The sequence below is a fragment of the Aminiphilus sp. genome, assembly GCF_029975095.1.
Lineage (GTDB): Bacteria > Synergistota > Synergistia > Synergistales > Aminiphilaceae > Aminiphilus.
Genome location: NZ_JARKPW010000231.1, coordinates 1 through 6,159, shown reverse-complemented (window position 1 = coordinate 6,159; position 6,159 = coordinate 1). Strand labels below are relative to the sequence as shown.

The window sequence follows — 6,159 nt, the reverse complement described above, 5'->3', positions numbered from 1 at the left end:
TCTGTATGACCTCTATTGGACGCTGCTTACGGAAAAACAGAGAAGAGCCTTTGAATTGCACGACAGGGAGGCTCTTTCTCTTTCGGAAATCGCGGAGTTGCTCGGTGTCAGCAGGCAAGGTGCTCACGATCTGCTCCAGCGTGGAAAGGAGCGGCTCTCGACAGCGGAGAAAGTTCTTTGTATCGACGCTCGAGAGGCGTTTTGGAGTGAGGGTGTGCATTCGCTGAAGGGGCTTCTCGCGGAATTCGCGGAAGAACTGCCCGGGGAGTTCGCAGCGCGAGCGGCATCGCTGCTTGCCGGGCTTGAGGACGGATTTCGTGTGCCGGATTCCTCCGGAGGCGGGAAGGATGGACGACCATGTTTGATTCCCTGAAGGAACGTCTCGAAGGAATCTTCAAGGGACTTCGCGGAAAGGGCAAACTCACCGAGACGGACGTGGCAGATGCGCTTCGGGAGGTGCGGAGAGCGCTTCTCGAAGCGGACGTGAACTACAAGGTGGTCAAGGACTTTGTCGCCAGGATACAGACCAGGGCGGTAGGACAGGAAGTTCTGGCCTCCATCACACCGGCGCAGCACGTGGTCTCCATTGTTGTGGACGAACTCGTGGCTCTCATGGGCGGCGAGCCGTCGCCCCTCGTCGTCTCCCCCAAGCCACCGACGCGTTACCTGCTTGTGGGGTTGCAAGGTTCGGGAAAAACTACCACCTGTGTGAAGCTCGCCAAGCGCATTTCTAAGGGACACAAGCCGCTGGTCGTCGCCTGCGATCTGCAGCGTCCCGCCGCGATGGAGCAGCTCCGTGTTCTTGCGGAGCAGGCCCGGGTGGGTTTTTTCGGCCCTCCCGAGGGAGAGCGCAACCCCCTTCGGGTTGCCGAGGCGGCGCTGCGTTTCGCCGAGGAGCACCTGTTCGACACGATCCTCTTCGACACGGCGGGACGTCTTCACGTGGACGAGCCCCTTATGGCGGAACTCTCCGCCGTGAAGGATCTCGTGGCGCCCCACGAAATTCTTCTCGTGGTGGATGCCATGACGGGGCAGGAAGCGGTGAACGTGGCGGAAAAATTCCACGGTCTGCTTGCCTTGACGGGAGTCATCCTCTCCAAACTCGACGGAGACGCCAGAGGCGGTGCGGCGCTTGCCATACGGGCCGCTGCGGGAGTGCCCGTGAAGCTCGCCGGGGTGGGAGAACGCATTGAGGATCTGGAGGTTTTCGATGCCAAGCGGATGACGAGTCGCATTCTCGGTATGGGCGATGTGATGGGACTCATGGAACGGGTCCAGCAGGTCACCACCGAAGCCGATGCGGAGCGCATGGCGGATGCCCTGAAGAAGAACCGCCTCACCATGGAGGACCTCCTCGTGCAACTGGACCAGATAGAGAAGCTCGGTCCTCTCGACAAGGTTCTGGAAATGCTTCCCATTCCCGGAGGAGTGAAGGGTTTTCGGGATGCCGACCTGGATCCGTCGCGCCTGCGGCACACGAAAGCGGTGATCCAGTCTATGACGAAGAAAGAGCGGCAACGTCCGGAGATCATCAAGGGAAGTCGGCGCAGGCGCATCGCCCAGGGCTCCGGAACGAGCGTGCAGATGGTGAATCAGGTGCTCAAGCAATATGAGCAGATGCGGGATCTGTGGAAGAAATTCGGCAAAGGCGGCGGCAAGGGAGGGCTTCGTTCCCTGCGGAACCTTCTCCCTTTCTGAACTTACATCTGGAGGTGTGGGACATATGGCAGTACGCATTCGGTTGGCCCGGCACGGGCGCAAGAAGAACCCCTTCTATCGTCTCGTGGTGGCGGATTCACGGTCTCCCCGCGACGGACGTTTCATCGAAATGCTTGGTACCTACGATGTGATGAAGGATCCCGCAGAGCTTCTCGTGAACGAAGAGAGAGCGCTTCACTGGCTTCAGCAGGGGGCACAACCCTCCGAGACGGCCCGCTCCATCCTCAAAAAGGCCGGAGTGTGGGACAAGTTCGCGGAGAACAGAAAGCAGTAGCCTGAAGACGATGCCGGACTATCGCGAATTGGTGGATCATATCGTGCGGCAGCTTGTCACGGATCCCGAGACGGTGCGTGTGGCGAGCGAGGGGAAGGACGATGGATCCTTTCTGGTGCGCATCTCCGTGGCTCAGGAGGATGTGGGCCGCATCATAGGCAAGAAGGGGGCGACCATCAACGCGGTTCGCCAGGTCGTGCGCGCCGCCGCCTCCAAGGCGGGAGAGCGCGTGGACGTTGATGTGGAGGAATCCTAGAGTGGCTGCTTCGAGCATGCCGAAGGATGACGTTCCTCCCGAAGAAAAAGGGGGAGAGGCTCCTCTGGTGACGGTGGGACGCCTAGTTGGTGCACACGGTATCGCCGGAGCACTGAAGGTGTTCCCTCTCACGGATTTCCCCGAGCGTTTTTTCTCCATGAAGGAAATGCGGCTCTTTCGCCCCTCCGGGGCCTATCTCCGCACGGTGACGGTGACGAATGTGGCCGTTCTTGAGGGAAAGGGACAGTTTATCGTCTCCACCGAGGAAATTGCGGACCGTGATGAGGCGGAAAACCTCCGGGGCGCTCTCGTGAAGGTGCGCAAGGAAGAGCGCATGCCTCTTCCGGAAGGGGCGTTCTGGGTGGAGGATCTGCTGGGAATGGAAGTCCGGGACGCGGAAGACGGCACAGTGCACGGTATCTTGAAAAACGTGTTGCAGACGGGAGCCCATGACATCTATGTCCTGGAGGACCCCGAGGGGAAGGAACGTATGTTTCCCGCCGTTCGCGAAGTGGTGCTCCGTGTGGACGGTGAGAGGCGGATCATGGAAGTCCGCATTCCCGAGGGACTTTGGGAAGAATGAAAATCACCGTCGTCACGGCGTTCCCCGATTTTCTGAAATCCTTTCTCTCCACGAGCATCGTGGGGAGAGGGGTGGCGGCGGAACGACTCGTGGTGGATGTACTTGACCTTCGCGATTTCTCCGATGGCGCCTATCGTCAGGTGGACGATTATGCTTTCGGTGGGGGCGGCATGGTGCTCATGGCCGAACCTTTGGCCAAAGCGCTGGAAAAGGCCGCAGCGGACGGCGGACGCCCTTTCGTCCTCGGCACGAGCCCCCAGGGGGCCGTTCTGACCCAGGAAATGGTGGAGTCACTTGCCGCGCAGGAGCACCTTTTCATTGTCTGCGGGCATTACGAGGGATTGGACGAGCGCTTTACGCGCCGTTTCGTGGATATGGAAGTCTCCATCGGCGACTATGTGCTCACGGGGGGGGAACTGCCCGCCATGGTGCTCATCGACGCCGTGGCCCGAAGAATTCCCGGCGTGGTGGGCAAGGAAAGTGCCGTCGAAGAGGATTCCTTCTTTCGGGGCTTTCTCGACACGCCGCATTTCACCCGCCCCTCGGTGTGGCGCGGGGAACCCGCTCCCGAAGCACTTCTGTCGGGTGATCACGAGGCCGTTCGGTCCTGGCGACGTCGCCAGGCTGTTCTTCGAACGCTTCGGCGTCGCCCGGACGTTCTCAGCAGGGCGAACGTGCAACCCTACCTGCCCTGCGGAGCCTACGTGGCGCTCCTGCACCATCCTGTCCTGGACAGGTTGGGGAACGTCACGACCACGGCGGTGACCGGACTCGATCTTCACGACATCTCCAGAACGTGTGCCACTTTCGGCGTGCGGCGTTTCTGCGTCGTCACGCCTCTGGAGGGGCAGAGGGAGATGGTGAGAACCATCGTGGCCCATTGGACCGAAGGATATGGGGCGACCTTCAATCCCAAACGTGGAGAGGCGCTCCGCCGCATAAAGGTTTTTCCGGAGTGTCGCGGTATGCTCCGGTGGATCGAGAAAAAGGAACGGAGCGCCCCATTGGTTGTGGGGACCAGCGCTCGTTCGAGAAAAGGCGCGGTGCACTGGTTGGAACTGAAGAGACGGATCGTCGAGGAGGCCCGCCCGGTGGTTTTTCTGTTCGGCACGGGATGGGGGCTCGACGAGAGTGTGCTCGCTTCGTGCGACGCACAGCTGCAGCCGATTCGCGGAGGCGAGGGCGCTTATAATCACCTTTCGGTACGGAGTGCCGTTTCGGTGCTCCTCGACCGGTTTTTCGGCTGGAGGTAGTGGAAGACGACGACGGAAACACGGGGCCCGGAGTATGGGGCCGTTCGCCTGGGAAGAGGATGTACGCGAGATCCTGAGGAGGGAATGAGATGGACCCCAAGATCGCATTGGTGGAAAGGAAGTACTGCAAACAGGAGATCCCCGCGTTTCGTGCAGGGGATACGGTGCAGGTTCATGTGAAAGTGAAGGAAGGAAACAGAGAGAGAATTCAGATTTTCGAAGGTGTTGTCATCGCCAGGAAACATGGAGGACTGAAGGAGATGTTCACGGTTCGGAAAATTTCCAACGGCGTGGGTGTGGAGCGTATTTTCCCCCTCCATTGCCCCAGCGTGGAAAAAATCGAAGTCGTGCGTCTCGGTAAGGTTCGCAGGGCGAAACTCTATTACCTGCGGCGTCTCAGCGGCAAGGCTGCCCGCATCAAGGAGCGCCGTCAGTAGACCTGCTCGTTCCTGATACTGCAAGGTTTCTCGACATCTCCCCCCGACGGAACGGGGCAAGAAGGGAAGAAAAAGAGAAACACAGTTGACGGAAAGAGAAAGGCTCAGTATAATGTGCCTCGCGTTGCCGGGGTGGTGGAATAGGTAGACACGCACGTTTGAGGGGCGTGTGGGGAGACCCGTACGAGTTCAAGTCTCGTCCCCGGCACCATTTTTTGTAAACCCTCGTCCCCCTTTCTTCGAAGAGAAGGAAGGGGGATTTTCTTTTCCGGAACCTTTCTCGCAACCGTTTTTCGAAGAGATATTCCGATTTTCATTGTGATGTTTCCAAAGTCTCCCATTTTTTCCACGTTCTGCTATGATGGAATACATTCCGTGCAGTCTGCAAAGGGCTCCTGGAGGTGTCCACTCATGAACGACGTGCCACAGGCGAAGCTGTACGATCTTCTTTCCCGGCAAGGAGCCGAACTCCTCCGTGAGCCGGGGCGTCTTCGCCTTCTCCTGCTTGAGGGATGTCCGAATTTTCCCGAAGAAGTAGACGTGCTTGTCCGTGCTCTGGAGTACGGGCTTGTTTCGCTTATCGCTTCGGGGGACGAAGCGGAGCGGGAGACGTTTCTACGCCGTTTCCGGGAGGAGATCGAGAATTCTCGGGAGCTTGCCTTGTGGGCCATGGATGCATGGGAAAAAGCCAGGGAATACCTTGCCCCGTTGCGTGCCTCTCCGGATACGGAAGGAACGATGCCGTCCTGGGCGAATGCGTTCGGTTATGCGGAAACCAGGGAGACGGGCGGACAATCCGTCCCTGTATTTTTCGCCGAAGCAGAACCGATTCCGACGGAATTGGCGAGCTTTCTCGCCGCGCCTTCGGTTCCGGTTTCCCCGGAGACCGAGGCGCGTTCTTTGCCGCAGGCCCTGGTTGCCTTTTTCGAAACGCCCGCTCCGCTTCGTGCGGCGCGGGAATCCGTGATCCAACCGGAATCCTTCGTGGCGCCCATGCCGCAGGGACCGCTTTCATCCACCTCCGTCGAGACCGAGACCGGTTCGGCCTTCTTCGCCTTTCTGGGCGGTGTTCCGGAAGAGGCGACGAAACTGACGGAGGAAACGCCGGAAGAGCCCGTCGTGAGCGATGCCGGCCCTGCCGCCTTCCTTCGTGAACCTCGCCTCGGCGAAACTCCTCCTCCAGTTTCGGAGGAAATTCCGGAACCTCCAGTTTCTTTCCTGGAAAAAAGTTCTTTCGGAGCCGAAACGAATGCCGAAGAATCTGTACTTTGGGGAGAATCCTCCGATGCCGGGGATGTCTCTCCGAACCCTTCTTTCGTGGCCGGAGAGGCGGACTCGAAGCCTGAAGAAGCATTCCACTCCCCCCTTGAAGCCGATACGTTGTTTCCCTTGGAGAAAAAGACGGTCGAACGGGGGAGAATTCCGACGGGTAAATGGCTTCTCGTCGGTGCATCGTTTCTTGCGGTGGGGGTTCTGCTGTTCGGCGTGTGGTCCTATTTGCAGCGTCCGGCCCGCCTTATCGCCTCGGGCGAACGTCTCTTCCGGCAGGGAGACTATGCAGGCGCACTGGAATATCTCCAAAGGGGGCTTTCCGGAAGCGATGGAAACGGAGGGGAATACTTTCTCCTCGGTGAAAC

8 protein-coding genes and 1 tRNA gene are annotated in these 6,159 nt (G+C 59.3%); all 9 read left to right on the top strand.

Translation table 11 applies throughout. The features are described 5' to 3' along the window. A partial coding sequence (locus tag Q1K49_RS14310; RefSeq protein WP_366146077.1) for a sigma factor-like helix-turn-helix DNA-binding protein occupies positions 1-373 on the top strand: 373 nt, incomplete at its 5' end. Further along, complete coding sequence (gene ffh, locus Q1K49_RS14305) at positions 358-1,698, top strand: signal recognition particle protein (protein WP_300526645.1); 1,341 nt, start codon at positions 358-360, stop codon at positions 1,696-1,698. The genes Q1K49_RS14310 and ffh, both read left to right, overlap by 16 nt. Positions 1,699-1,723: 25 nt before the next feature. Next, on the top strand, positions 1,724-1,993 hold the full coding sequence (rpsP, locus tag Q1K49_RS14300; protein WP_300526644.1) for a 30S ribosomal protein S16: 270 nt from the start codon (positions 1,724-1,726) through the stop codon (positions 1,991-1,993). Between the two features lie 10 nt (positions 1,994-2,003). Next, the gene (locus tag Q1K49_RS14295) at positions 2,004-2,249 is read left to right on the top strand and encodes a KH domain-containing protein (protein WP_300526643.1); all 246 of its coding nucleotides are present in this window, start codon (positions 2,004-2,006) and stop codon (positions 2,247-2,249) included. 1 nt (position 2,250) lies between these two features. Beyond that, on the top strand, positions 2,251-2,832 hold the full coding sequence (gene rimM, locus Q1K49_RS14290) for a ribosome maturation factor RimM (protein ID WP_300526642.1): 582 nt from the start codon (positions 2,251-2,253) through the stop codon (positions 2,830-2,832). After that, positions 2,829-4,085 carry a tRNA (guanosine(37)-N1)-methyltransferase TrmD gene (trmD, locus tag Q1K49_RS14285; protein WP_300526641.1) on the top strand — a complete coding sequence of 419 codons (1,257 nt, stop codon included), beginning with the start codon at positions 2,829-2,831 and terminating at the stop codon, positions 4,083-4,085. Before rimM ends, trmD begins: the two co-directional genes overlap by 4 nt. An 89-nt stretch (positions 4,086-4,174) precedes the next feature. After that, positions 4,175-4,522: a 50S ribosomal protein L19 gene (gene rplS, locus Q1K49_RS14280; protein ID WP_213694003.1), complete on the top strand. Its 348-nt coding sequence runs from the start codon at positions 4,175-4,177 to the stop codon at positions 4,520-4,522. A 126-nt stretch (positions 4,523-4,648) separates the two neighbouring features. Next, positions 4,649-4,733: transfer RNA gene (locus Q1K49_RS14275), tRNA-Leu, on the top strand. A gap of 200 nt (positions 4,734-4,933) precedes the next feature. Then, positions 4,934-6,159: hypothetical protein (locus Q1K49_RS14270; RefSeq protein ID WP_300526640.1), on the top strand; the 1,226-nt coding region annotated here is incomplete at its 3' end.